At 51.6% G+C, this 252-nt stretch carries 1 protein-coding gene; it reads right to left on the reverse strand.

Features of this window, described 5'->3' with window-relative positions; translation table 11 throughout:
• A partial coding sequence (locus SLS51_RS23710; protein ID WP_439126913.1) for a type VI secretion system-associated protein TagO occupies window positions 1–209 on the reverse strand: 209 nt, incomplete at its 3' end.
• Window positions 210–252: the final 43 nt, after the last annotated feature.

Raw genomic sequence — 252 nt, forward strand, 5'->3', positions numbered from 1 at the left:
GCGGAGCGTAAAGGTTTCACCGCCTGTTCCAGTTGAGAAATGTTGAATGTCATGCGGTTTCCGTTGCCGGTTTTGATGGTCAGGGTTTTTCCTGTCATCAGTCGTTTGAGTCCTTCAATGCCCGGTAGTCCACGGCTGGACTCCAGCAGGTAGCCGTTTTCACGCAAGAACCAGTCAGCACTGAATTGGGTGATTTCCGTCGACATCATCACCGTGCCGCTATCTTGTGGTTTCGCCAGGGCAATTTGTATG

The sequence above is a fragment of the Photorhabdus africana genome (assembly GCF_035181445.1).
Taxonomy (GTDB): domain Bacteria; phylum Pseudomonadota; class Gammaproteobacteria; order Enterobacterales; family Enterobacteriaceae; genus Photorhabdus; species Photorhabdus laumondii.